The organism is Klebsiella sp. HMSC16C06 (assembly GCF_001808325.1).
In the GTDB taxonomy this organism is placed as follows: domain Bacteria; phylum Pseudomonadota; class Gammaproteobacteria; order Enterobacterales; family Enterobacteriaceae; genus Klebsiella; species Klebsiella variicola.
The window spans coordinates 119,333-142,691 of record NZ_KV793012.1 but is presented as its reverse complement, the minus strand read 5'-3'; the positions used below and the strand labels follow the sequence as shown (position 1 = coordinate 142,691).

23 protein-coding genes are annotated in these 23,359 nt (G+C 61.0%); 9 read left to right on the top strand and 14 right to left on the bottom strand.

Features of this window, described 5'->3' with window-relative positions; translation table 11 throughout:
• Window positions 1–147: 147 nt before the first annotated feature.
• The 6 genes from HMPREF3142_RS19525 to pspA all read right to left on the bottom strand — a co-directional run bounded on the left by HMPREF3142_RS19525 (window position 148) and on the right by pspA (window position 4,260).
• The gene (locus tag HMPREF3142_RS19525) at window positions 148–1,209 is read right to left on the bottom strand and encodes a YcjF family protein (RefSeq protein ID WP_008805232.1); all 1,062 of its coding nucleotides are present in this window, start codon (window positions 1,207–1,209) and stop codon (window positions 148–150) included.
• Window positions 1,206–2,603: a YcjX family GTP-binding protein gene (locus tag HMPREF3142_RS19520; protein WP_008805233.1), complete on the bottom strand. Its 1,398-nt coding sequence runs from the start codon at window positions 2,601–2,603 to the stop codon at window positions 1,206–1,208. The genes HMPREF3142_RS19525 and HMPREF3142_RS19520 overlap by 4 nt, the downstream gene beginning before the upstream one ends.
• A gap of 102 nt (window positions 2,604–2,705) precedes the next feature.
• The gene (gene pspD / locus HMPREF3142_RS19515; RefSeq protein ID WP_002901915.1) at window positions 2,706–2,924 is read right to left on the bottom strand and encodes a phage shock protein PspD; all 219 of its coding nucleotides are present in this window, start codon (window positions 2,922–2,924) and stop codon (window positions 2,706–2,708) included.
• 28 nt (window positions 2,925–2,952) lie between these two features.
• The gene (gene pspC, locus HMPREF3142_RS19510; RefSeq protein WP_004203911.1) at window positions 2,953–3,312 is read right to left on the bottom strand and encodes an envelope stress response membrane protein PspC; all 360 of its coding nucleotides are present in this window, start codon (window positions 3,310–3,312) and stop codon (window positions 2,953–2,955) included.
• Window positions 3,312–3,536 carry an envelope stress response membrane protein PspB gene (gene pspB, locus HMPREF3142_RS19505; protein ID WP_002901911.1) on the bottom strand — a complete coding sequence of 75 codons (225 nt, stop codon included), beginning with the start codon at window positions 3,534–3,536 and terminating at the stop codon, window positions 3,312–3,314. Before pspB ends, pspC begins: the two co-directional genes overlap by 1 nt.
• Before the next feature lie 55 nt (window positions 3,537–3,591).
• Window positions 3,592–4,260 (bottom strand): phage shock protein PspA, encoded by a 669-nt coding sequence (gene pspA / locus HMPREF3142_RS19500; protein ID WP_070612376.1) that lies wholly within the window; start codon window positions 4,258–4,260, stop codon window positions 3,592–3,594.
• A 152-nt stretch (window positions 4,261–4,412) separates the two neighbouring features.
• On the opposite strand from pspA, the gene pspF reads away from it, so the two are divergent.
• Window positions 4,413–5,402 carry a phage shock protein operon transcriptional activator gene (gene pspF, locus HMPREF3142_RS19495; RefSeq protein ID WP_162494435.1) on the top strand — a complete coding sequence of 330 codons (990 nt, stop codon included), beginning with the start codon at window positions 4,413–4,415 and terminating at the stop codon, window positions 5,400–5,402.
• On the opposite strand, the gene HMPREF3142_RS19490 is transcribed toward pspF, so the two are convergent.
• A complete protein-coding gene (locus tag HMPREF3142_RS19490; protein WP_070612373.1) occupies window positions 5,393–6,784 on the bottom strand; it encodes an MFS transporter in 1,392 nt (463 codons plus the stop codon). The two genes, pspF and HMPREF3142_RS19490, sit on opposite strands and share 10 nt — an antisense overlap.
• Window positions 6,785–6,809: 25 nt before the next feature.
• Window positions 6,810–7,979 (bottom strand): M20 aminoacylase family protein, encoded by a 1,170-nt coding sequence (locus tag HMPREF3142_RS19485; RefSeq protein ID WP_070612372.1) that lies wholly within the window; start codon window positions 7,977–7,979, stop codon window positions 6,810–6,812.
• A gap of 171 nt (window positions 7,980–8,150) precedes the next feature.
• On the opposite strand from HMPREF3142_RS19485, the gene HMPREF3142_RS19480 reads away from it, so the two are divergent.
• The gene (locus tag HMPREF3142_RS19480; protein WP_070612370.1) at window positions 8,151–10,484 is read left to right on the top strand and encodes a helix-turn-helix domain-containing protein; all 2,334 of its coding nucleotides are present in this window, start codon (window positions 8,151–8,153) and stop codon (window positions 10,482–10,484) included.
• On the opposite strand, the gene HMPREF3142_RS19475 is transcribed toward HMPREF3142_RS19480, so the two are convergent.
• On the bottom strand, window positions 10,439–11,281 hold the full coding sequence (locus tag HMPREF3142_RS19475) for a helix-turn-helix transcriptional regulator (protein ID WP_063266945.1): 843 nt from the start codon (window positions 11,279–11,281) through the stop codon (window positions 10,439–10,441). The genes HMPREF3142_RS19480 and HMPREF3142_RS19475 overlap by 46 nt on opposite strands.
• A 107-nt stretch (window positions 11,282–11,388) precedes the next feature.
• Between HMPREF3142_RS19475 and HMPREF3142_RS19470 the strand changes: the two genes are divergently transcribed.
• The 6 genes from HMPREF3142_RS19470 (at window position 11,389) to sapF (ending at window position 17,916) form a co-directional block, all read left to right on the top strand.
• Window positions 11,389–12,297 carry an SDR family oxidoreductase gene (locus HMPREF3142_RS19470; RefSeq protein WP_162535945.1) on the top strand — a complete coding sequence of 303 codons (909 nt, stop codon included), beginning with the start codon at window positions 11,389–11,391 and terminating at the stop codon, window positions 12,295–12,297.
• Window positions 12,298–12,630: 333 nt separating this feature from the next.
• Window positions 12,631–14,274, top strand: a complete 1,644-nt coding sequence (gene sapA, locus HMPREF3142_RS19465) for an ABC transporter substrate-binding protein SapA (protein ID WP_008805240.1) — start codon at window positions 12,631–12,633, stop codon at window positions 14,272–14,274.
• On the top strand, window positions 14,271–15,236 hold the full coding sequence (sapB, locus tag HMPREF3142_RS19460; protein WP_008805241.1) for a putrescine export ABC transporter permease SapB: 966 nt from the start codon (window positions 14,271–14,273) through the stop codon (window positions 15,234–15,236). Before sapA ends, sapB begins: the two co-directional genes overlap by 4 nt.
• Window positions 15,223–16,113 carry a putrescine export ABC transporter permease SapC gene (sapC, locus tag HMPREF3142_RS19455; protein ID WP_008807805.1) on the top strand — a complete coding sequence of 297 codons (891 nt, stop codon included), beginning with the start codon at window positions 15,223–15,225 and terminating at the stop codon, window positions 16,111–16,113. Before sapB ends, sapC begins: the two co-directional genes overlap by 14 nt.
• Window positions 16,113–17,105, top strand: coding sequence for a putrescine export ABC transporter ATP-binding protein SapD (gene sapD / locus HMPREF3142_RS19450; protein ID WP_008807804.1), 993 nt, complete (start codon window positions 16,113–16,115; stop codon window positions 17,103–17,105). Before sapC ends, sapD begins: the two co-directional genes overlap by 1 nt.
• A 1-nt stretch (window position 17,106) precedes the next feature.
• Complete coding sequence (sapF, locus tag HMPREF3142_RS19445; protein ID WP_004140269.1) at window positions 17,107–17,916, top strand: putrescine export ABC transporter ATP-binding protein SapF; 810 nt, start codon at window positions 17,107–17,109, stop codon at window positions 17,914–17,916.
• Between the two features lie 28 nt (window positions 17,917–17,944).
• Here the strand turns inward: sapF and HMPREF3142_RS19440 are convergent, their stop codons facing one another.
• From HMPREF3142_RS19440 to HMPREF3142_RS19420, 5 genes are read right to left on the bottom strand one after another with little or no spacing between them, the layout of a single operon-like run.
• The gene (locus HMPREF3142_RS19440) at window positions 17,945–19,444 is read right to left on the bottom strand and encodes an HAL/PAL/TAL family ammonia-lyase (protein WP_070612368.1); all 1,500 of its coding nucleotides are present in this window, start codon (window positions 19,442–19,444) and stop codon (window positions 17,945–17,947) included.
• Window positions 19,441–20,235: an ABC transporter ATP-binding protein gene (locus HMPREF3142_RS19435; RefSeq protein WP_008807802.1), complete on the bottom strand. Its 795-nt coding sequence runs from the start codon at window positions 20,233–20,235 to the stop codon at window positions 19,441–19,443. Before HMPREF3142_RS19435 ends, HMPREF3142_RS19440 begins: the two co-directional genes overlap by 4 nt.
• 1 nt (window position 20,236) lies before the next feature.
• Complete coding sequence (locus tag HMPREF3142_RS19430) at window positions 20,237–20,968, bottom strand: ABC transporter permease (RefSeq protein ID WP_012968438.1); 732 nt, start codon at window positions 20,966–20,968, stop codon at window positions 20,237–20,239.
• 9 nt (window positions 20,969–20,977) lie between these two features.
• Complete coding sequence (locus HMPREF3142_RS19425; protein ID WP_038422376.1) at window positions 20,978–21,697, bottom strand: ABC transporter permease; 720 nt, start codon at window positions 21,695–21,697, stop codon at window positions 20,978–20,980.
• 11 nt (window positions 21,698–21,708) lie between these two features.
• Window positions 21,709–22,554 carry a transporter substrate-binding domain-containing protein gene (locus tag HMPREF3142_RS19420; protein WP_070612366.1) on the bottom strand — a complete coding sequence of 282 codons (846 nt, stop codon included), beginning with the start codon at window positions 22,552–22,554 and terminating at the stop codon, window positions 21,709–21,711.
• Window positions 22,555–22,764: 210 nt separating this feature from the next.
• Between HMPREF3142_RS19420 and HMPREF3142_RS19415 the strand changes: the two genes are divergently transcribed.
• Window positions 22,765–23,307 carry a HutD/Ves family protein gene (locus tag HMPREF3142_RS19415; RefSeq protein ID WP_070612361.1) on the top strand — a complete coding sequence of 181 codons (543 nt, stop codon included), beginning with the start codon at window positions 22,765–22,767 and terminating at the stop codon, window positions 23,305–23,307.
• Window positions 23,308–23,359 lie beyond the last annotated feature (52 nt).

The window sequence follows — 23,359 nt, the reverse complement described above, 5'->3', positions numbered from 1 at the left end:
TTATTGACAGCATGGCGGAAAAATGGGCGTTGTGCCGTAAAGTCAGGCGGTCAGTGGTTAAATGAACGCCTGGGCGAGCCGGGATCCAACCTGCCCGGTAGGCCGGGCAAGGCGAAGCCGCCGCCCGGCAATGTCTCTGAGCGGAGGTTACTTCTCCGGACTGGTTTTGCTTTTCTGCAGGGTCTCTTTCAGCTGCCCAATCAGCTCGCGACGAAAATCGCCGAGCCGCGGTTTATCATCGGCAATCCACGGTAGCGGGCGGCACAGCTCCATCGCCTTGATCCCGAGGCGGGCGGTCAGCAGTCCGGCACCGATGCCCTGTGCGGCGCGCGCCGACAGCCGGGCCGCCAGATCCTGCGACATCCAGTCCATCCCCACCTCGCGCACCAGTTCGCTGGCGCCAGCGAAAGCGATATTCAGCAACACCAGGCGAAACAGTCGCAGACGACTGTAATACCCGAGCTCAATGCCGTACAACGTGGCAATTCGGTTGATCAGCCGCAGGTTACGCCAGGCGATAAACGCCATATCCACCAGCGCCAGCGGGCTGACGGCAATCATCAGCGTCGACTCCGCCGCCGAACGGCTGATTTCCCGCCGCGCCTGGGCATCGAGCACCGGCTGCACCAGCTGCGCATAAAGGCTCACCACTTCGCGATCGCTTTGCGTTTCGTGGATCGCGGCATACCAGCGCTGCAGCGCCGGATGCGATTGATCCAGCCCGGCCTGCTGCGCCAGCTTCTCACAAAAGGCTTTCGCTTTGCCGACCGCGTGACTGTGCAGCATATCGCGCGCTTCATCGCGTTCGTGGGCGCGCTGGCGCAGTCGCCACAGACGGCGCCACTCGGTGGCTACCGATCCGACGCCGGCCCCGACGATCAGCGCCCCGGCGACGCAGCCGCCCAGCGCAATCCAGTCCTGGGTCTGCCAGGCGTTAGCCGTCCACTGCACGCCTTGCGCCACGACGCTGACGCCGAAGATCGCCAGTCCGGCGCTGACCATCCGCCGCCACAGGCTGCGTTTGGGTCGCAGGACCGACTCCACCACCGCTTCCGCCGCCCCCTCTTCCTCTTCGCCGGTCACCAGCCGCGCTGGCGCGAAGTTGTCCGCCTCCAGGGTGTCGAAGGCGCGGGCGCTTTTCAGCGGCGGAATTTTTTCCGCTTGCAGCGGACCATCAAAATCAATCCGCGGTTTTAACGGTTCGCTCATCGCAGTTTATCTCCAATCAAAAATTCCAGCGCCGCGTCGAGGCGAATGTGCGGTAAAGGCCGATCGACATCCATGACCTGCGGACGAAAGTTTTCAAACTGAAATCCCTGCTGCTGCCAGAAGGCCTGGCCCGGCAGACGCGCCGGCACCTCGCCGGGATAGATGGTCAACGGCTGGCCGTCGCTCAGCCGATCGCCGCGCAGGGCGGGAATTTTCTCGCCATTCACCTCAATCAGCCCGCTCTGGGTCGCCTGAATGGACGCCAGCCCCAGGCAATCCATACTGATCCCCTCAAAGGCGGCGTTCTGCCACGCGTCCTGAATCAGTTGCTGCAGGAGCGACACCATATTGCTGTGCTGATCGACCGTGACGTGGTCAGCTTTGGTGGCGGCAAACAGCAGCTTGTCGATAACCGGCGAAAACAACCGGCGGAACAAGGTGCGCTGCCCGTAATGGAAACTTTGCATCAGCTGGGTCAATGCCAGACGCATATCGTTAAAAGCCTGCGGCCCGCTGTTGAGCGGCTGCAGACAGTCCACCAGCACAATCTGCCGGTCGAAGCGCAGGAAGTGCTCTTTGTAGAACCCCTTCACCACCCTTTCGCAATAGTATTTGTAGCGTTCGCGCAGCATGCCGGCGTTGCTGTGTTTATCGGCCTGCGCCAGCTTGGCTTCGCCGATGGCGTCGACGTCAGGCCACGGGAAAAACTGCAGCGCCGGCGCACCCGCCATTTCACCGGGCAGGACAAAGCGCCCGGGCTGGATAAAGTGCAGCCCTTCGCGCTTACAGGCGTGCAGATAGTCCGTCCAGGCGGCAGCGATATCTGCCAGACGGGCCTCATCGGCAGGGGCCAGCGGATCCAGCCCGGCGCACAGCTGCCGCCAGCGGGCCGACCACTCCGCACGCTGTCCCTGCAGGAGCCCGGTCATCTGTCGTGACCAGCTCAGATAATCCTGTGCCAGCATCGGCAGGTCGAGCAGCCACTCGCCCGGATAGTCGACGATCTCCAGATACAGCGTGGAGGTATCTTTAAAATGGCGCAGCAGGGAGTCATTCGAACGGTAGCGCAGCGCGAGACGGATCTCGCTCACCCCGCGCGTCGGGGTTGGCCACATGGGGGGCTGGCCGTACAGCTGGGCCAGCCCTTCGTCGTAGGTGAATCGGGGAATGCCAAAGTCCCGCTGCGGCACGCGCTTGACGCCGAGCAGCCGCTCTTCGCGTGCGGCGCTCAGCAGGGGCAGGCGGGCGCCCGTGTGGATATTCAATAGTTGATTGACCAGCGCGGTGATAAACGCCGTTTTACCGCTCCGGCTCAGGCCGGTCACCGCCAGACGTAAATGCCGGTCAACCCCGCGGTTGACCAGCGCATTCAATTCAGTTTTCAGTCGCTTCATCGCCAGTCCGTTATGCCCTGAAGGTATGTCTCGTCATCATAAGCTATCTGCCGGGGATAAGCAGGACAACGTTAATCCTTTTGCGCCTTCCCCACGGCGGCATTATTTCATCCCGCGCGTGACGCGGTTGGCCAGCCGGCTGAGCAGCGGCTCCAGCGCCACCGCCAGCAGCATTTTCAGCGGCCGACGCGCGACCGATTTAACCGCCCAGCCGGCAACGCCCGCCGGGCCGTAACGCAGCGCGGTCAGCAGCGCCAGCTTACCGACGATTTTCAGACCGGGCTTCACCTGCTGCCCGGCGCGTTGCCATTTGCTATTCATGCGTTGCCTCACTCGTTAAAAACAGGATTTACAGCTGGCGAAAGCGGCTGCGCAGCGTAAAGGTGTCGGAGGTCACATACCGCTCCATTTCACGCAGGCGCTGTTCACCGGAGGCCAGTTCGGCATCCACGGCGGCCAGCAGATCGCCATTGCTCGGCGCCTTGTGACCGTACAGTTCACTGTCCGGCATCGGATCCAGAGCAAAAGTCAAAATGATGTAGGCCACCAGGACAAAGAAAAAGAGGCCGAAAATCATCGCCAGCACGGTAATCAGACGCACCAGCTTCACCGGGACATCAAGATGCTGAGCAATGCCCGCGCAAACGCCCTTCACCATCCCGCGCTGCGGGATACGCCACAGTTTTTTATTCAGATCCAGTCCGGCCATTATTTGTCTCTCCAGTTCGGATGTTCAGCATCCAGGATCGCTTCCAGCGCCTGAATACGTTCGCGCATCCGCTTCGCGTCATCGGTCAACTGCAGCAGCCGTTGCTGCTCATTTTGCGTCAGACTGCCGTTGGCGCCGCGATTGTTGTAGTGCAGCCACAGCCAGACCGGCAGAACAAACAGCACAAACAGCGTCAGCGGAATGGCGAGAAAAAGCATGCTCATGTGTACTCCTTACAGGGGGTGAGCCGCGGCGCAACGCCGCGCCGCGCAATCATACTTACTGGTTGGACTGATTCATTTTGGCTTTCAACGCCGCCAGCTGCTCGCTGATTTCATCGTCCGCTTTCAGTTCGGCAAACTGCTGATCCAGCGTCTGCTGCTTGCCAAAGCGGTGGCTCTCCGCTTCCGCTTCCATCTGATCGATGCGACGCTCAAAGGATTCAAAGCGGGCCATCGCCTCATCCAGTTTACCGCTGTCCAGCTGGCGACGCACATCGCGGGACGAACTCGCCGCCTGATGGCGCAGCGCCAGCGCCTGCTGACGAGCGCGGGTTTCGCTGAGTTTGTTCTCCAGCTCGCCAATCTCTTTCTTCATGCGCGCCAGCGTTTCATCCACCAGCTGCACTTCATGATCAAGTTGAGCGATAAGGTCGGTCAGCTTCTGCTTTTCGATCAGCGCCGCCCGGGCCAGATCCTCTTTCTCTTTACGCAGCGCCAGCTCGGCTTTTTCCTGCCATTCCGCCTGCTGGGCGACCGCCTGCTCAATACGACGGGTCAGCTGTTTCTTTTCCGCCAGCGTGCGGGCCGACGTGGAACGCACTTCCACCAGCGTGTCTTCCATCTCCTGGATCATCAGACGCACCAGCTTTTGCGGGTCCTCCGCTTTCTCCAGCAGGGAGTTGATGTTGGCGTTCACGATGTCGGCAAAACGAGAAAAAATACCCATAATTTCAATCCTCATAGTTCTGGTTTCAGGCATTCACCTGTGGCTTAGCTAATACAAATGACGTGCCAACTTTTTATCTTATTGATTTTAAACAGAGTGGTTGCGAATTGTGCAGGGCATTGCTACAGTCACCTGGTTAATCACACTACTTAATGGCGAAATTCATCATGGCGCAGTACAAGGATAATCTGCTGGGCGAGGCCAACAGCTTTCTCGAGGTGCTGGAACAGGTTTCCCGGCTGGCCCCGCTGGATAAACCGGTGCTGGTCATCGGCGAGCGCGGCACCGGGAAAGAGCTTATCGCTAACCGTCTCCACTACCTCTCCAGCCGCTGGCAGGGACCGTTTATCTCGCTGAACTGCGCGGCGCTGAACGACAATTTGCTCGATTCGGAACTATTCGGCCACGAAGCCGGGGCCTTCACCGGGGCCAGCAAGCGCCATCCTGGGCGCTTCGAGCGCGCCGACGGCGGGACGTTATTTCTTGATGAGCTGGCGACGGCGCCGATGCTGGTGCAGGAGAAGCTGTTAAGAGTGATTGAATATGGCGAGCTGGAGCGCGTGGGCGGCAGCCAGCCGCTGCAGGTCAACGTCCGGCTGGTGTGCGCCACCAACGCTGACCTGCCGCGGATGGTGGAAGAAGGCCATTTTCGCGCCGACCTGCTCGACCGTCTGGCCTTCGACGTGGTGCAGCTTCCGCCGCTACGTGAACGGCAGAGCGACATCATGCTGCTCGCCAACCAGTTTGCCATTCAGATGTGCCGCGAGCTCGGTTTGCCGCTGTTTCCCGGCTTCAGCGAACGTGCCACCGCAACGCTGCTCGGCTACCGCTGGCCGGGGAATATTCGTGAACTGAAGAACGTCGTTGAGCGCTCGGTCTATCGCCACGGCGACAGCGAGCACGAGCTGGACGCCATTATCCTTAACCCTTTCCGTCAGACCGCGGCCTCCGTGCCGGAGGCCGCGTCCGGGGACGAGCTGCCCGCTCTGCCGCTGGATTTGCGCGATTTTCAGCTCCAGCAGGAAAAACGCCTGCTGCTGCGGAGTCTGCAGCAGGCGAAGTATCATCAGAAGCAGGCGGCGGAGCTGCTGGGGTTAACCTATCACCAGCTCCGCGCGCTGCTGAAAAAACATCAGCTGTGAGAGGCGCGCGGCAGCAGCAGCGCGCTCACCGCCATCGCCCCCAGGCATAAGACGGCGTTGAACCACAGGGCATACTGGGCGGCATGGGCCATGCCCAGCGGCAAAAACAGCGCGAAAAGTGACGCCGTCACGGCAATACCCATCGCCCCGCCCAGCGAGCTGCCCATCTTGTAGATCCCCGAGGCGACGCCGATTTTGTTCTCCGGCGCGTTGGCCACCGCCGTATCCGTTGAGGGTGTGGCGTAGCAGCCCAGCCCGAGGCCAAACAGCACGTTGCTGGCGAACACCACCCCGATATACAGCGCCTTATCGAGAAAAGTGCAGGATATCAGGCCGATGGCAATGGCGGTCAGCACCGGCCCGGCCATCATCGGCAGCCGGGCGCCATAGCGCTGCAGCAGCTTCTCGCCCACCCGGATCATCGCCAGGACGGTCACCAGATAGCCGAGGGTCATCATCCCGCTCTCCAGCGGCGTCAGGTGGTGCCCCTGCTGCAGCCAGATGCTGGCGATCATCATGGTGCCAATCGCCCCATTGAGCAGAAAGTTCGACAGCACTGCCGCGCCGTAGGCCCGGTTACGAAACAGCGCAAAATCAATCAGCGCCGCCTCGCCTTTGCGCATGCCGTTGCGGATAAATACCGCCCCCGCCGCCAGCGCCCCGACCAGCATGGTCAACGACAGCGGACTGCTCCATCCCCAGCCATGGCCCTTGCTGATAAACAAATTCACCAGCACCAGAGCGGCAATCAGGCTCAGCAGACCGCCGACGTCCAGCTTATGCTGGCTGGCGCTGGCGCTGCGGCTCTCCGGCGTGCCGCGCAGCAAAAACAGCGCCAGCAGAGCGACGGCAATGGAGAAGACGAAGATCCAGCGCCAGCCGAGCCCGGTGGCGATGGCCCCGCCAACGAAGGAACAGAGACCGCTGCCGCCCCACGAGCCGATGACCCAGAAGCTGACCGCCCGCTGCCGCGCACGCCCTTCATACCAGGTCTTAATCAGCGCCAGCGTCGCCGGCATAATGCAGGCCGCCGACAGCCCCTGCAGCACCCGGCCGGCCAGGAACAACCCCGGTCCCTGAGCGACCACCAGCATGGCGCTGCCGACGATACTCAGCCCCAGCCCGAGGGTGGTCATCCGCATCCGGCCAAACTTGTCCGCCAGGCCGCCGCTGGCAACCACGAAACAGCCGCTGAACAGCGCGCTGAGACTGACGGCCAGGGTTAAGGTTTCAAGGGAGATATCAAGACTGCTTTTCATCGCCGGCACCACGTTAATCACCGACTGGGCAAACAGCCAGAAGGTTAAAACGCTTAGCACAATCCCCACCAGCAGGCGATCGTTGCCGACAAAGGGGGTGTCGCTCACGGTGACAGTGCTCATCGCATGGCCCTCCTGTTTCCGGTGATTAACGCAAATAGTGTTCCGCCAGACCGCACCACAGCGCCGCCCCGGTCAGCAACAGCGCGTCGTTGAAGTCATAGCCCGGGTTATGGACCATGCAGCGATCCGGCTCATCGCCAGCGCCGATGGTGAAATAGCTGCCATGCGGGTGCTGTTCCAGCATGAAGGCAAAATCTTCACTGCCCATAAACGGCTTCACCTCGCCCACCTGCTCTGCGCCAAACAGCGATGTCGCCACCTCCCGCACCATCGCGTTGGCCGCCGGATCGTTACGCAATACCGGGCTGCCGTTGACGTGCGTCAGCGTGGCCGTGGCGTTGAAGCTCTCCGCCTGAGCCACGGCGATATCATGGATCCGCTGCAGCACGGTCTCGCGCACCTGCTCATTGAGGGTGCGCACCGTGAGCTTCATCAGCACGTGATCGTTAATGATATTGGGCGCGTGTCCGGCCTGGATGCTGCCGACGGTGACCACCGCCGGTTCGAACGGGGTGATATTCCGCGAGACGATCGACTGCAGCGCGAGGGTGATATGGCAGGCGACCAGCGTGGCATCCACGGTATGCTCCGGTACCGCGCCGTGGCCGCCAACGCCTTTCACCTCAATATGCAGCGTATCGGAGGAGGCCATCATCGCCCCGTCGCGCAGGCCGATCTTGCCCAGCGGCTGACCCGGCATATTGTGCAAGCCGAAGATGGCATCGCAGGGGAACCGGTCAAACAGACCGTCCTCGACCATCACTCGCCCGCCGTACAACAGCTCTTCCGCGGGCTGGAAAATCAGCTGCAGCGTCCCGGTAAACTGGCGGGTGCGCGCCAGATATTCAGCCGCGTAGAGCAGCGTGGTGGTGTGCCCGTCATGGCCGCAGCCGTGGAAACGCCCGTCAACCTGGCTTGCCCACGGCTTCCCGCTCCGCTCCTGCATCGGCAGGGCATCCATATCCGCCCGCAGGCCGAGGCGTTTTTTTCCGTGGCCGACGCGCAGCGTGCCCACCACTCCGGTGCCCGCCAGGCCGCGGTGAACCTCGTATCCCCACTCGCCAAGCAGTCGGGCGACCTCGCTGCTGGTCTGATGCTCTTCAAAGCCGATCTCCGGCTGCTGGTGGAACCGGCGACGTAAGGCAATAAATTGCGCCTCGTTGACCTGCAAGGCTTCAAGCAACGGATGTGTCATTTTTTTTATTCCTGTGTTGTGTTTGCACGACACTTTCGAGTTTATGCGGGTGAAACAGCTTTCAGGCGCGGTTTTTTGTTTTATATTGACGAGAAATCAATGAGTGTTTTTCATACATATCGGTTATGACAAAAAACAACCGGTTGCTTTTTGTCGACAGAGGAGAGCCATGTGGAGCAGCATTCAGGCGACTTTAGCGTCACCGTGCGCGATGTGCGTCAGCTGAGCCAGCCGGAAAGCGATCTGCTGACGCTGCTGTGGGTGCTGGAAGGGAGCGTAAATCTAACGGAGGCGGAAGGTGCGCCGCAGCAGCTTGCCGTCGACGAGCTGGCGATCGTTAACCGCAACCGTCGCTGGAGCCTGCGCAGCGCCGGGGGCAACGCGGTGATGATCCTGACCCTCGCCGCCAGCTGGCTGGCCCGCCTCGACACCACTTTTTTTGCCGTCGACTACCAGATATCGCCGCGCACCCGGGATGCCGATGACGGCCTGCGCCGCCTGATGCGCCAGCTGCTGGTGAGCGGTCTGGTCAATCATCCCGGCCATTACCGGCTGGAGGCCAACCGCTGGTTGAGCGAGATAGCGCTGCTGCTGGCCACGCGCTTCAGCCAGCCCATCGTCTCCACGCCGCGGCGCGATTCAGAAAAATGGAGCCGGAGGATAGCCAGCGTGGTGGCGCGGATCGACGCCAACTATCAGCGCCGTCTCTCTTTACAGGAGGTGGCGGCCGCAGAGTTTGTCTCCGAGGCCTGGCTGTCACGCCTGTTTCACAAGGAGGTTGGGGTCAGTTTTGTTCAGTACCTCACCGCGCTGCGCCTGCGCCACGCCGCCGACCAGCTGTTAACCACCCGCAAACCCGTTCAGCAAATTGCCCGCGAACAGGGGTTCGCCAGCACGCGAATGATGAGCGATCTGTTTAAGCGCCACCATGGCGTGACGCCGCGCCAGTATCGCGAGCAGTCCCCCCGGGAGCCTGGCCGACCGCGCCCGCCGCAGGGAGATCGCTGGCAGCCGGTGGCCGTGGACCGGCTCTACGCCCGCCTTAATGAGCCGGAACCACCCGACAGGGAGAGCCAGCCGCTGCTGATCAATCCGCCGCAAACCCGGGAGATCAACCTGCACCAGCGACCGGCGCGCGCCGCAGTGCTGCGCCATACCCGGATGGTGGTGACCGTGCGCGAGCTGGACGATCTGCTGCGGGAGGACGTGCGCCGGGAACTGGAGCAGTTGCACCGCGTCCTGCCTGTGTATGCCATCGATATCAACGACGCCTTTCTCAGCAGCCGCCTGTTCGGCACCGGCTGGGACGATCCGCAGATGGCCGGCTACGCCTGCTGGTACAACCTGCAGCAGATCTTCAGCTGGCTGGCGGTGATGGGCTGGCAGGTGATCCTGCATACCGGGGTCACCACTCGCAGCGACCTGCTGCAGCGCTTCCTGCAACTGGCTGCCAACCATTTTCCGCCGGCGACGCTCAGCAGTTGGCGCTTTGTCTGGCACTGGTCGCCGCAGGCGAGCGAAGCGGCTCGCCAGGCCGCCTGGCGCCAGCAGCGCGAGGTTCTTCACCGCCTGCTGCCGCAGCCGCAGCTGGGGATCTGGCACCGCTTTGCTCCCAGCGATCCCGGTAACGATCCGTTGTTTCACTCACCGCTGCTGGCGGAGGCGGATTTTCTCGCCTGCCAGGCAGATGCCAACGAACAACTGGATCTGGCGCAGGCAGACAGCAGCCGCCTGGCCTCCAGCGAACATTATCCGCTGCACAAGCTGCGGCAGATCCACAGCGCCCTGCGCCAGCGACAGCTTAACCTGCCGCTGTGGCTGCTCTCCTGGAATACCCTGACCGGCGATACGCGGGATACCAACGGCCGCTTTTTTCGCGGCGCGCTGTTGATGGATAATCTGCTGGGGGTGGCGGACCAGGTCTGGCTGGCGGGCTTCTGGTTAAATTCAGGCCTCCAGGGCGAAGCCCGCGCTAACGGGAAGCTCGATACCTCCAGCCTGGCGCTGCACTATCTGCACGGGCTGCCTCGCCCGGTTTACTGGGTACTGTGGCTCTGGCGGCGGCTGCGCGGCGAGATCCTGTTTCAGGATAAAAACCTGCTGTTGCTTCACCACCAGGGGCACTACCAGCTGCTGCTGCGCAATACGGTGGTCTACAATCCCTGGCTCTCCAGCGAAGCGGCCTTTATCCAGCGTTTCAGCCAGCCCTACAGCGTGCGGCTGCAGGGCCTGGAGGGCGGCTGGCGCGTCAAACAGCACCTGTTCGATCAGCATCATGGCGCGTTATTCCCGCTGGTCGACGCCTTTCGCAGCCGCAGCGGCCCCGACGCTGAGGATTACCAGTGGTTGATGCATCGGGCTCGTCCGGCGCTCAGTGTGGAAGATGCCCGGCTTGACGGACACTGGCTGCGGGTCGACTCGCTGGAAAGCAACGCTTTGGCGCTGTACGAATTTACGCCTCAGCGCGCTCCCGGCGAGGATCCCGTCCCCGCAAGCAATCCGTGAATTTTGCGCTGGCTCTCCGTCGTCGCCGGGTTGAAAACCAGCAGCGACAGATCGGGGCGGCCTTCCACGGCAAAAGAGGTGAACTCCAGATCGAGCGGGCCCATCTGCGGATGGTGAATGCGCTTATAGCCTTCTCCGTGGCCGGCGACGTCATGGCTTTGCCAGAAACGGGTGAACTCAACGCTCTGCTGCGTGAGTTCAGCGATCAACTGGTCAGTTTCCGTCGTCGCCCCCATCCGGGTGACGTCGGCGCGAAAAGCGTTGACGATAAGCTGCCCCACCGTCTGCCAGTCCTCCAGCGTGCAGCGGGCTTCAGGTCGGGTAAACAGGCGACGCAGTACGTTGCGCTCCGCCAGCGGTAGCTGGCTGTAGTCGGTCAGCACCCTGGCCGCCGCCGCGTTCCAGGCGATGACGTCCCAGCTGGCGGTGCGGATAATCGCCGGAATGGTAAAAGCGTCAAGCACCCGTTGCAGCCGCGGCGTCATATCATCTGTCACCGTCAGACGCGTCTGCGGCGGATGGCCAAAGGCGAGAATAAACAGATGCTCGCGCTCCGGGGTGGTCAGCCGCAGACCGCAGGCGATCCGCTCCAGCACCTCGCGGGAGGGCGCCCCGCCGCGCCCCTGTTCAAGCCAGGTATACCAGGTCGGGCTGATACTGGCGAGCTGCGCGACCTCTTCGCGGCGCAGCCCCGGCGTGCGCCGACGTCCCGGCGGGAAGCCAAACGTCGCCGGATCGAGGCGCTGGCGCCGGGCGCGGAGAAAATCGCCTAAAGCATGGTTGTCAGAAGTGTTCATCATCTGCCTGTGGGTTCTGCCTGTTAGAATTTATACCCCGATAATGTCTCTACTTTTATAGTATGACATCGCAGGTAGGATACGCCTGAAACCCGTTCAGGAGATCCATGATGCGTATATTTCTTACCGGCGCGAGCGGATTTATCGGCTCACGTATTCTTCCGGCCCTGCAGGCGTCGGGCCATCAGGTTATCGGCCTCGCGCGCAGCGACACCGCAGCGCAGACCCTGAAGGCGCTTGGCGTCGAGGTGCACCGCGGCACGCTGGACGCTCCGGACTCGCTACTGGCTGGCGTCGAGGGCGCTGACGCGGTGATCCATACCGCCTTCGACCACGACTTCAGCCGCTTTGCCGCCAACTGCGAGAAAGACCGCCAGGCGATCCTGACCATGGGTCGGGCGTTGCAAGGCAGCGCGCGGCCGCTGGTCATCACCTCCGGCACATTGATGGGCGACGACGGGAGCGGCGTCCCGGCCCGGGAGTCGTTCTTCAACTCAGGGCACCCCAGCCCGCGCACCGCCTCTGAGCTCGCCGGTCAGCAACTGCTGGAGGCGGGAGTGGATGTTCGGGTGGTTCGCCTGCCGCAGGTGCATGACACCGTGCGCCAGGGGCTACTGACCAGCTATATCGAACGCGCGGTCGCCAACGGGGCGGTGGCCCTGCGCGGCGAGGGAAGCAACCGCTGGTCCGCCGCCCATGTCAATGACGTCGCGCGACTGTACGTTAGCGCCCTGCTGCAGGGCGCGGCCGGCGAGCGCTACCATGCGGTGGACGAAGAGGGGATCGCGTTACGCGATATTGCTACGGTAATTGCTCAGGGATTAAACCTGCCGCTGACCCACCTGGATGAGTCGCAGGTCGACGCCTGGTTCGGCTGGTTTGCGCCGTTTACCGCCCTTGACCTGCGCGCCAGCTCAGCATGGACCCGTGAGCGATTGCAGTGGCAGCCGGTTGGCCCCGGGCTGCTGGAGGACCTGCGGAATATGGATTACCAAAAAGTGACGTTGTCACGATAAGCGAGCGAAACCCTCTGTTTAATTTTCTGACGGGCTCGCCCTCTGCCCGTCAGTCCCTCTGCTTTCTCCCCGCTATACTGAATATATCTCCCCGGCGTCAGCGTCTGTTTCATCGTCTGGCAAACCGTGGCCAAACAGACCTGACTGGCGATATCGGCGATAAAAAGTTACCATGTTTCAATATACAGACTCGGTTCCGCTACTATTTTAATCAATTGACTGAATACTATACGCTCCCGGTAACCGCATTATCCCTCAGGCTTGTTGAAGGCGGTGGTGAATGTCTATAAATCTTAATAAGATAGAGTTCAACTCTATAATCAAACAGAAAATATGCGCCTGAAATTGTCATCTCTCCTGGCAGCCGTTTCCCTGCTGTGTGGGCAGGCCTTTGCCGCCCCTGTGCTCCCTGACCGCGCCGATATCCGCGACAGCGGTTTCGTCTATTGCGTCAGCGGCCAGGTGAATACCTTTAATCCGCAGAAAGTCAGCAGCGGCCTGATTGTCGATACGCTGGCCGCTCAGATCTACGATCGTCTGCTTGACGTCGATCCCTATACCTACCGGCTGGTCCCCGAGCTGGCGGAGAGCTGGGAAGTCCTTGATAACGGCGCCACCTACCGCTTCCACCTGCGCCGCCATGTCCCGTTTCAACGCACGGCATGGTTTACCCCGACGCGGGACTTCAACGCGGATGATGTGATTTTTACCTTTGGCCGTATTTTTAACCGCGACCATCCGTGGCACAACGTCAACGGCAGCAGCTTCCCTTACTTCGACAGTCTGCAGTTTGCTGACAGCGTGGAGAGTGTGCGTAAGCTGGATAATCAGACCGTGGAGTTTCGCCTCAAGCGGCCGGACGCCTCGTTCCTCTGGCATCTGGCCACTCACTATGCGTCAATTACCTCTGCCGAATATGCCGCCCGCTTAACGCAAGACGACCGCCAGGAGCAGCTGGATCGCCAGCCGGTCGGTACCGGTCCGTTCCAGTTGTCCGAGTACCGCTCCGGGCAATATATCCGCCTGCAGCGTCACCCCGACTACTGGCGCGGCAAACCGTTGATGCCGCAGGTGGTGGTGGACCTCGGCTCCGGTGGTACCGGCCGACTGTCGAAACTGCTCACCGGGGAATGCGACGTGCTGGCCTGGCCCGCCGCCAGCCAGCTGACGATCCTGCGCGACGATCCGCGCCTGCGCCTGACGCTGCGCCCGGGAATGAACATTGCCTGGCTGGCCTTCAACACCGCCAAGCCGCCGCTGGACAACCCTGAGGTGCGGCATGCGCTGGCGCTGGCTATTAACAACCAGCGCCTGATGCAGTCCATCTACTACGGCACCGCAGAGACGGCGGCATCCATGCTACCGCGCGCCTCGTGGGCCTACGATAACGACGCTAAAATTACTGAGTACAATCCCCAGGAAGCCCGCGCCCGCCTGAAGGCCCTGGGGCTGGAAAATCTGACCCTCAAGCTGTGGGTGCCCACCAGCTCTCAGGCATGGAACCCCAGCCCGCTGAAAACGGCGGAGCTGATCCAGGCGGATATGGCGCAGATTGGCGTCAAGGTGATCATCATGCCGGTGGAGGGGCGCTTCCAGGAGGCGCGGCTGATGGACATGAACCATGACCTGACGCTCTCCGGCTGGGCAACGGACAGTAACGATCCGGACAGTTTTTTCCGGCCGCTGCTGAGCTGCGCGGCGATCGCCTCACAAACCAACTTTGCCCACTGGTGTAACCGGGAATTTGATGACGTGCTGCAAAAAGCGCTGCTTTCGCAACAGCTCTCCTCGCGGATGGACGCTTACAAAGAGGCACAGCGGATCCTCGCCCGCGAACTGCCGGTCCTGCCGCTGGCCTCCTCGCTGCGTTTGCAGGCCTATCGCTATGATATGAAAGGCCTCGTGCTGAGCCCCTTCGGTAACGCTTCGTTCGCTGGCGTATCGCGGGAGAAAACCGAAGAGGTGAAAAAACCATGATTATTTTTACCCTGCGTCGTCTGCTGTTGCTGCTGGTCACCCTCTTTTTTCTGACCTTTATCGGCTTCAGCCTGAGTTATTTCACCCCTCATGCGCCGCTACAGGGCGCCTCCCTGTGGAATGCGTGGCTGTTCTGGTTTCAAGGGGTGCTGCACTGGGATTTTGGCGTCTCCAGCATTAACGGCCAGTTGATTTCTGAGCAGCTGCGCGAGGTGTTCCCGGCGACCATGGAGCTGTGCATCCTCGCCTTCGGCTTTGCCCTGCTGATTGGCATTCCGGTGGGCATGATCGCTGGCGTAATGCGCAACAAATGGCCTGATACCCTGATCAGCGCCGTCGCGCTGGTCGGTTTCTCGATCCCGGTGTTCTGGCTGGCGCTGCTCCTGACCCTCTTCTTCTCGCTGACTCTTGGCTGGTTTCCGGTCTCTGGCCGCTTCGATCTGCTGTATGAGGTGAAAACCGTCACCGGTTTTGCGCTGATTGACGCATGGATCTCGGACTCGCCATGGCGCCATGAGATGATCGTCAGCGCCGCACGGCATATGGTGCTGCCGGTGCTGACCCTGGCGGTGGCGCCCACCACCGAGGTGATCCGCCTGATGCGCATCAGCACCAGCGAGGTGTATGACACCAACTATGTCAAAGCGGCTGCCACCCGCGGCGTGTCGCGACGCAAAATTTTACTGCGCCATGTACTGCACAACGCCCTGCCGCCGGTGATCCCGCGCCTCGGCCTGCAGTTTTCCACCATGCTCACCCTGGCGATGATCACCGAGATGGTGTTCAGCTGGCCCGGACTGGGACGCTGGCTGATCAACGCGATCCGCCAGCAGGACTATGCGGCGATTTCCGCCGGCGTCATGGTGATTGGCGCACTGGTTATTATCGTCAACGTGATTTCCGATATTCTCGGTGCCATGGCTAACCCGCTGAAACATAAGGAATGGTATGCCCTACGATAGCGTTTATCTGGAAAAGCGTCCGCCCGGCGCGCTACGCACCGTATGGCGTAAATTCTATGGTGACACCACGGCGATGATCGGCCTGTACGGCTGCGCGGGCCTGCTCCTGCTCTGCGTCTTCGGCGGCTGGTTCGCCCCCTATGGCATCGATCAGCAGTTCCTTGGCTATCAGTTGCTGCCGCCGTCGTGGTCGCGCTATGGCGAAGTCTCCTTCTTCCTGGGGACCGATGACCTGGGCCGCGATGTGCTGAGCCGGCTGCTGAGCGGCGCGGCGCCAACCGTCGGTGGCGCTTTTGTCGTCACCCTCGGCGCGACGCTGTTTGGCCTGGTGCTGGGCGTGATTGCCGGGTCGACTCACGGCCTGCGCTCGGCAGTGATGAACCATATTCTCGATACCCTGCTCTCTATTCCCTCGCTGCTGCTGGCGATTATCGTCGTCGCCTTTGCCGGGCCGCACCTCAGCCATGCGATGTTCGCCGTCTGGCTGGCGCTGCTCCCGCGCATGGTACGTTCAGTCTACAGCCTGGTCCACGATGAGCTGGAGAAAGAGTACATCATCGCCGCCCGCCTCGATGGAGCCTCGACGCTGAACATTCTGCTGTTCGCCATCCTGCCCAATATCGCCTCCGGTCTGGTGACCGAGATCACCCGCGCCCTGTCGATGGCCATTCTGGATATTGCCGCGCTGGGCTTTCTTGATCTCGGCGCCCAGCTGCCTTCGCCGGAATGGGGAGCCATGCTGGGCGATGCGCTGGAGCTTATCTATGTCGCGCCGTGGACCGTGATGCTCCCCGGGGCGGCGATTATGCTCAGCGTACTGCTGGTCAACCTGCTGGGCGACGGTATTCGCCGGGCGATCATTGCCGGGGTACAATAATGCCGTTACTCGATATTCGTCACTTAACTATCGAATTTAGAACCAACGAAGGCTGGGTGAAAGCCGTCGATCGCGTCAGTCTGACCCTGACTGAAGGCGAGATCCGCGGCCTGGTGGGCGAATCCGGTTCCGGGAAAAGCCTTATTGCCAAAGCTATCTGCGGGGTGACCAAAGACAACTGGCGGGTCACCGCCGACCGCATGCGTTTCGATGACATCGACCTGCTGCGACTGTCGAACCGCGAGCGGCGGAAACTGATCGGCCATAACGTGTCGATGATTTTTCAGGAGCCGCAGTCCTGTCTTGATCCCTCTGAGCGCATCGGCCAGCAGCTGATTCAGAGTATCCCCGGCTGGACCTATAAGGGCCGCTGGTGGCAACGGCTGGGCTGGCGTAAGCGCCGGGCCATCGAGCTGTTGCACCGCGTCGGCATTAAAGATCACAAAGATGCCATGCGCAGCTTCCCCTATCAGTTGACCGAAGGCGAGTGCCAGAAGGTGATGATTGCCATCGCCCTGGCCAACCAGCCGCGCCTACTGATCGCCGATGAACCGACCAACGCCATGGAGCCAACGACTCAGGCGCAGATTATCCGCCTGCTGACGCGGCTCAATCAGAACAACAACACCACCATTTTGCTGATCAGCCACGATCTGCAGATGCTCAGCAAATGGGCGGATAAAATCAACGTCATGTACTGCGGGCAGACGGTGGAGAGCGGGCCCAGCGAAGAGCTGGTCACCCTGCCGCATCACCCCTATACCCAGGCGTTAATCCGCGCGATCCCGGATTTTGGCAGCGCCATGCCGCATAAAAGCCGCCTCAACACCCTGCCAGGGGCGATCCCTCTGCTGGAGCAGCTGCCCATCGGCTGCCGTCTGGGGCCGCGCTGCCCTTACGCCCAGCGCGAGTGTATCGAAACGCCGCGTCTTACCGGGGCGCGCAACCATCTGTACGCCTGTCATTTCCCGCTGAACATGGAGAAAGAGTGAAATGGTCGAAACATTGCTGGAAGTTCGCCAACTCAGTAAGACCTTTCGCTACCGCACCGGCTGGTTTCACCGCCAGACGGTGGAGGCCGTCAAGCCGCTGAGTTTTACCCTGCGTGAACGGCAGACGCTGGCGATTATCGGCGAGAACGGCTCCGGGAAATCCACCCTCGCCAAGATGCTGGCGGGCATGGTGGAACCCACCAGCGGCGAGCTGCTGATCGACGACCATCCGCTGACCTTCGGGGATTACTCCTACCGCAGCCAGAAGATTCGTATGATCTTTCAGGATCCGTCGACCTCACTGAACCCGCGCCAGCGCATCTCGCAGATCCTCGATTTTCCACTGCGGCTGAATACCGACCTCGACGCCGAGGCGCGGCAGAAGCAGATTATCGACACGTTGCGCATGGTCGGTCTGCTGCCGGACCACGTCAGCTATTACCCCCATATGTTGGCGCCCGGGCAGAAGCAGCGTCTCGGCCTCGCCAGGGCGCTGATCCTGCGCCCGAAGGTCATCGTCTGCGATGAGGCGTTGGCCTCGCTGGATATGTCGATGCGCTCCCAGCTCATCAACCTGATGCTGGAGCTGCAGGAGAAACAGGGCATCTCCTATATCTATGTCACTCAGCACCTGGGAATGATGAAGCACATCAGCGATCAAGTGCTGGTGATGCATAACGGCGAAGTGGTCGAGCGCGGCAGCACTGCCGATGTGCTGGCCTCACCGCTGCACGACCTGACCCGACGCCTGATCGCCGGCCACTTCGGTGAAGCTCTCACCGCCGATGCCTGGCGCAAAGACGGGAAATAGCCCCGTCTCACTTATCTCGCTGGTGACGTCATGCCGGCGCGTGGCCAGCGTTCCGCTTGAGGATAGCCACTGCGCTGGCGATGTCCGGTGCCAGCCAGCGATCCTCCTCCCAGCCAGGCACGCTTTGGCGCAGCAGATCGCGCGCCCGACGCGTACCCGCCGCCAGCGTCTGCGGCTCGTGAAAATCGAGCCCCTGGGCCGCGAGTAAATATTCGATACCCAGGATCTGATAGAGGTTGCCGAGCAGGCGCTGCAATTTCAGCGCAGCACTGGTACCCAGGCTTAAATGATCCTCCTGCAAAGCGGAGGTAACAAAATTATCCAGCACCGCCGGCTGCGCCAGCTGCTTATTTTCCGCGCACAGCGACGCGGCGACGTACTGGGCAATCATCATGCCTGAATTCACCCCGGGTCGGGCGACCAGAAACGCTGGCAAGCCGCTCACCAGAGGATTCACCAGCCGGTCAAGGCGTCGTTCGGCGATAGCGCCCAGCTCAGCCATGGCAATAGCCAGCAAATCGCAGGCCATTGCCACCGATTCACCATGGGGATGCGCCTGGGACACCACCCGCCACTGCTCAAGGGTGCCCAGGATTAGAGGATTATCGGTACAGGCGTTAAGTTCGATATTTATCTGCGTCTGCGCATGGCTAAACTGATCGCGGCAGGCGCCATGCACCTGAGGCATCGAGCGGAGACTCAGCGCATCCTGGGTGCGAAGACCTTCGCTTTCGGCCAGCAGACGGCTGCCCGCCAGCAGCTCACGCAGCCGCTGGCCGCTGGTCTGGATCCCGGGACTGGCTTTCAGCGCCAGGATCTCGGCATCAAACGCCACAAGCTGGCCGCGCAGCGCTTCAAAGCTCATCGCCCCGGTCACATCGGCCCAGTTCATTAAGCGCTCGGCGTCGTCTAAGGCCAGGCAGGCCAGGCCGGTCATGCACGGCGTACCGTTGACCAGACTGAGCCCCTCTTTCGCTCCCGGCGCGATGGGCTGCAGATTCAACTGCGACAGGACCTCTGCCGCAGACCACGTTCGTCCTTGCCATAGCACATCGCCGACTCCCATCAGGGCCAGGCCAATGTGAGCCATATGCGTTAAATAGCCAACCGACCCCTGAGAGGGCACCTGGGGGGTGACGCCATGCTGCAAGAACATCAGCAGTTGCTGCACTATCCTGGCGGAAATACCGGATTTACCGTGGCTGAAATTGGCCACCGCGGCGCACATAATGGCCCGGGTTGGGGCGACCTCCAGCAGCGGCCCCACCCCGCAGGCATGACTGAGCAGCGTATTGCGCGACAACTGGTGTAACTGCGCTTCCGGCAGCGTAATGTTGCACAGCGCCCCCAGCCCGGTGTTGATCCCATAGGCCACCTGACCGGCGCTAACGATATGCTGGACAATCGCCCGCCCCTGCTCGATACGCGCCCAGGCGCTTTCGCTGAGGCTCAAGATCGCCTCGCCCCGGGCGACACAAGCCACCTCCTGCCAGCGTATCGGTGCATCGCCCCACTGGATTATATTCATACGACCTGTCCTGGCTGTTGATGGCTGGAGATAAATTGCTTAAAGCGCGCGGAACCCTGAGTGCCAAATAGCGCCTCAGGCGCACCGTCGCAGTCAATCGTCCCCTGGTGCATAAATACCACCCGGTTGGAGACATGGCGGGCGAATCCCAGCTCGTGGGTGACCACCAGCATCGTCCGCCCCTCTTCCGCCAGGCTGCGCATGACCTTTAACACCTCGCCGACCAGTTCGGGATCCAGCGCTGAGGTGGGTTCATCAAAGAGCATGACGTCTGGCTCCATCGCCAGCGCGCGGGCTATTGCCACGCGCTGCTGTTGGCCGCCGGAGAGCTGTGCCGGATAGAAATCCTTTCGGTTCAACATCCCCACCCGCTCCAGAAGCTGCTCCGCCTGTTCAATGCAGGTCCGTTTATCCCGTTTGAGCACATAATGCGGCCCCTCAATGACATTCTGCAGGACCGTCATATGCGACCACAGGTTAAAACTTTGAAAGACCATCCCCAGCCGCGAACGCAGGCGCTCTATCTGCCGGGGATTCGCCGCCAGCCGATGCCCGCGGGCGTGGTGCTTCATTTCAATCGTCTCGCCACCGACGCTGACCACCCCGGCATCGGGCGTTTCCAGCAGATTAATGCAGCGCAGCAGCGTACTTTTACCGGAGCCGCTGGCGCCGAGGATCGAAATGACATCGCCCTGCCGGGCCTGGATGGTGATCCCCTTCAGGACATCCAGGGAGCCAAAGGACTTATGAATATCGCTGACCGATAAGGTCACCGGACGTGAATCGAGCATCTTACTCTCCTTTGGTTATCGGCTTGAGCGACACGGTCGCCGGGTTTTGCCGGGTATGCGGCGTTAATCGCCGTTCTAGCAGGGCGTACAGCTGCACAATGATGAAATTAAGCAGCAAATAGATGGCCGCCGCGCAGAGGAATACCTCCATCGTCCGGTAGGTACGCTGAATAATCTGTTGCGCCACCCCGGTGACGTCCCAGACGGTCACCAGGCTTGCCAGCGCCGTCGACTTGACCAGCAGAATGGCCTCCGTGGAGTAGGCTGGCAGTGCATAACGTAGCATCACCGGGGCAATGATCCGCCGCAACAACAGCCAGCGCGACATGCCGCAAGCCTGACCGGCTTCAATCTGACCCGGCGGTATCGCCAGCAACCCGCCGCGAAGAATTTCCGCGGTGTAGGCCGCTGTACAGAGCGCCAGCGCCAGAACGGCGCAGATAAAGGGTTCGCGCAGCAGCGGCCACAGGAAACTGTGACGGATCACCCCAAACTGACCCAGCCCGTAATAAATGAGAAACAGCTGGATCAGCAATGGCGAACCGCGAAAGATCAGGATATAGCCTTTGGCGAAACCGCTAGCCAGCGGCCAGTGGCTCATTCGCAGCGCTAAAACGCCGAGGGCCAGTACGCCGCCGAGGATAAAAGAGCAAATAAAGAGCCCCAGCGTCACCGGCAGCGCCGCGCCGAGCTTCAATAACGTCTCACCGAGGAAGGCAAAATCGATAAACATACGGGCTCCTTACGCCTGCGCGGCGCTGCGACGCAGCCAGGCGCGGTTGAGATGGCTCTCCGCCCGGGTAAACGCGCGGTTAGAGAGCAGCGTCAGGATCAGATAACAGCCGCCGCCGATCAGATAGAACAGGAAATAATCGCGGGTCGAGCCAGCGGCAATCTGGCTGGCGCGCATCAGCTCAACGATGCCGGTCACCGATACCAGCGCCGAATCTTTGAGGCTCATTTGCCACACGTTGGATAACCCAGGCAGCGAATAACGGATAATCTGCGGCAACAGAATGCGCTGCAGGATCCGCCAGTGCGGCATGCCGATAGCGGTAGCCGCCTCCACTTCACCGGGCATCAGCGCCAGGCGAGCAGCACGGTAGACTTCCGCCTGATACGAGGAGGAGATCAAACCAATCGCCAGGGCGCCAATCAGAAAGGGCGGAACCTCAATAAAACCGTCAGCGCCAAACAGTCGCCCCACCCATGAAATCATCCCTGAGCCGCCAAAATAGAACAGGTAGATCACCAGTAACTCAGGGATACCGCGGAATACTACCGACCAGGCGGCGCCAAACCAGCGCGCTGGCGCATGCCGGGACAGCTTTGCGGCGGCAATGACGCCGCCTACCCCGGCACCGACGGCCAGCGCGGCGAGCGACAGCAGCAACGTGGTCAGCGTGGCACTGAGGATCAGCGTCCCCCACCCGTTTTCACCAAAACTCAGAAGATTCAACATGAGAGCCTCACTCAGGGGGTAACGTCGCTTTTAAACCATTTCTCGCTCAGTTTTTTTACCGTCCCATCGGCCAGCGCCGCCTGAATGGCGCTATCCAGTTTCGCTTTGAGATCGGTATCGATGAGGCGCACGCCCATCGCCTCACCGCCTCCCCAGATCGGCCCGCTCATCAGCGGACCGCTCAATGCCAGATTGTTATTCTCCGGTCGCGACAGGGTGGTGTTGGCAAAGGTAATATCATCAAACACCGCATCGATGCGCTCAGCCTGCAGGTCGAGGATCGCATCCGCTGAGTTGTTATATTCCCTGATGTCAGCGATATCCTTGAAATACTTATCAATAAACGGGGTGTACACGGTGCCGGAAGCGATGCCGATAGTTTTCCCTTTCAACGCCGCGCGCAGAGGCGCAATCGCCGCCTGAATCTCTTTCTCATCATCATGAAGCTTGACCGTCGGAGACGGAGGGAGCAGCGACCCTTTTACCGCAATGAAAGAGGCCGGCGTGGCAGCGTAGGCCTGGGTAAACGCCACGACCTTCGATCGCTCCGGGGTGACGACAATAGCGTCCATGATCACGTCATATTTTCCGGCGTTAAGTCCGGCAATCATGCCATCCCAGTTCTGTACCACCAGCTTGCATTCGATCTGCATCCGCTGGCATAAATTCGCCATGAGCTCAGGTTCGAAGCCGCTCAACTTCCCTCCGGGAAGCGTCAGGTTCCAGGGTTCATAGCCGCCTTCCGTAGCGATGGTGATTGATTTCCACTCTTTAGCGTATGTTGAGCCACCAGACAGCAGTAGCCCCGAAAACAGGGTGACCAGGCAGGCCTGGCGGAAAGTAATACGCTGTTGCATTTTCATTCTCCCGATCGCGTTTTGTCATGATGGCTCTGGTCACTGCGATAAGATAATTCGTAGATGACTGCTCATGTATATACAAGCATTGACAAACCCACACACGCGCTCGATGATGGATTTGTGAGCCCTGTTGTAAATAATTTGTAAGCATGTTGCGACACGCTTGTAACAAAAACCATCCACCCTCTGAATTCCGCCGAGCAGACCATGATCTTTTTTTTTGATATCGCCACCTTACCCATCACGCCGTGGAAGAACGGTGCCGGTGCCACCCGGGAAATTATCGCTGTTCCTTCCACAGACGCCCCCTTTCTCTGGCGAGCCAGCATCGCCACTTTGCAGGCGGATGGTCCTTTTTCCCCCTTCCCCGGCGTCGACCGGGTGATCATCCTGCTGGCGGGACAACCGCTACGACTGTGCGGCGGGGACATCGACCATCCGCTGACGCTCTGGCAGCCGTGGGCGTTCCCCGGCGAATGGGCGCTGTCCAGCGTCGGGATCGTTGAGCCAGGGCTGGACTTCAATATCATGACCCAGCGCGGACGTGCCTCGGCGAGAGTAAAGGTGATAAACGACCAGCAACGCCCTGCTACTGAGGGAGTCGCTTATGTTCTTCAGGGCGAGTGGGATCTGGCCGGGCAGCGAAGCGCGGCCGGCAGCGGTCTCTGCTGGCGCGGTGAATCCCCTGGCGAGCTGCAGCCCCTCAGTGCCAACGGGTGTCTGCTGCTGGCGGAGGTCGCGCTCAAATAATCATCAGAAGAGAGAGTATACTGGAGCTATCGCGATACGCTTTTGCTCCGCA

Coding starts and splice junctions, on each gene's coding strand:
- HMPREF3142_RS19525 (WP_008805232.1), bottom strand. CDS start 1,209: ATGAGCGAACCGTTAAAACCGCGGATTGATTTTGATGGTCCGCTGCAA.
- HMPREF3142_RS19520 (WP_008805233.1), bottom strand. CDS start 2,603: ATGAAGCGACTGAAAACTGAATTGAATGCGCTGGTCAACCGCGGGGTT.
- pspD (WP_002901915.1), bottom strand. CDS start 2,924: ATGAATAGCAAATGGCAACGCGCCGGGCAGCAGGTGAAGCCCGGTCTG.
- pspC (WP_004203911.1), bottom strand. CDS start 3,312: ATGGCCGGACTGGATCTGAATAAAAAACTGTGGCGTATCCCGCAGCGC.
- pspB (WP_002901911.1), bottom strand. CDS start 3,536: ATGAGCATGCTTTTTCTCGCCATTCCGCTGACGCTGTTTGTGCTGTTT.
- pspA (WP_070612376.1), bottom strand. CDS start 4,260: ATGGGTATTTTTTCTCGTTTTGCCGACATCGTGAACGCCAACATCAAC.
- pspF (WP_162494435.1), top strand. CDS start 4,413: ATGGCGAAATTCATCATGGCGCAGTACAAGGATAATCTGCTGGGCGAG.
- HMPREF3142_RS19490 (WP_070612373.1), bottom strand. CDS start 6,784: ATGAGCACTGTCACCGTGAGCGACACCCCCTTTGTCGGCAACGATCGC.
- HMPREF3142_RS19485 (WP_070612372.1), bottom strand. CDS start 7,979: ATGACACATCCGTTGCTTGAAGCCTTGCAGGTCAACGAGGCGCAATTT.
- HMPREF3142_RS19475 (WP_063266945.1), bottom strand. CDS start 11,281: ATGAACACTTCTGACAACCATGCTTTAGGCGATTTTCTCCGCGCCCGG.
- HMPREF3142_RS19470 (WP_162535945.1), top strand. CDS start 11,389: ATGATGCGTATATTTCTTACCGGCGCGAGCGGATTTATCGGCTCACGT.
- sapA (WP_008805240.1), top strand. CDS start 12,631: ATGCGCCTGAAATTGTCATCTCTCCTGGCAGCCGTTTCCCTGCTGTGT.
- sapB (WP_008805241.1), top strand. CDS start 14,271: ATGATTATTTTTACCCTGCGTCGTCTGCTGTTGCTGCTGGTCACCCTC.
- sapC (WP_008807805.1), top strand. CDS start 15,223: ATGCCCTACGATAGCGTTTATCTGGAAAAGCGTCCGCCCGGCGCGCTA.
- sapD (WP_008807804.1), top strand. CDS start 16,113: ATGCCGTTACTCGATATTCGTCACTTAACTATCGAATTTAGAACCAAC.
- sapF (WP_004140269.1), top strand. CDS start 17,107: ATGGTCGAAACATTGCTGGAAGTTCGCCAACTCAGTAAGACCTTTCGC.
- HMPREF3142_RS19440 (WP_070612368.1), bottom strand. CDS start 19,444: ATGAATATAATCCAGTGGGGCGATGCACCGATACGCTGGCAGGAGGTG.
- HMPREF3142_RS19435 (WP_008807802.1), bottom strand. CDS start 20,235: ATGCTCGATTCACGTCCGGTGACCTTATCGGTCAGCGATATTCATAAG.
- HMPREF3142_RS19430 (WP_012968438.1), bottom strand. CDS start 20,968: ATGTTTATCGATTTTGCCTTCCTCGGTGAGACGTTATTGAAGCTCGGC.
- HMPREF3142_RS19425 (WP_038422376.1), bottom strand. CDS start 21,697: ATGTTGAATCTTCTGAGTTTTGGTGAAAACGGGTGGGGGACGCTGATC.
- HMPREF3142_RS19420 (WP_070612366.1), bottom strand. CDS start 22,554: ATGCAACAGCGTATTACTTTCCGCCAGGCCTGCCTGGTCACCCTGTTT.
- HMPREF3142_RS19415 (WP_070612361.1), top strand. CDS start 22,765: ATGATCTTTTTTTTTGATATCGCCACCTTACCCATCACGCCGTGGAAG.